Here is a 231-nt window from a genome sequence, read left to right on the forward strand (position 1 = left end):
TTGCTTGTTTGGGTCAGATAAGATGAACCTTGCTTTGTTTTCAAACAAAAATGATTTTATAGACCTAATGAAATTTAGCAGCCATATCGTATTTATTACTAGTGTTCGTAAGGAGGTATTAAATAATATTATTAATCCTGCTGGCGAATACAGTATTGATGTTATAGAGTTACCTACGCACTATAAAACTAGTGGGAATGATTTGTATATTAACCAAGGTAAGCCTTTACC

1 protein-coding gene is annotated in these 231 nt (G+C 32.0%); it reads left to right on the forward strand.

From position 1 onward, the window contains the following. Positions 1–22: 22 nt before the first annotated feature. On the forward strand, positions 23–231 hold a 209-nt coding region (locus tag AAEZ03_RS29095), incomplete at its 3' end, for a hypothetical protein (RefSeq protein ID WP_350583488.1).

The organism is Pseudomonas sp. HY2-MNA-CIBAN-0224 (genome assembly GCF_040310285.1).
Classification (GTDB): Bacteria; Pseudomonadota; Gammaproteobacteria; order Pseudomonadales; family Pseudomonadaceae; genus Aquipseudomonas; species Aquipseudomonas helleri.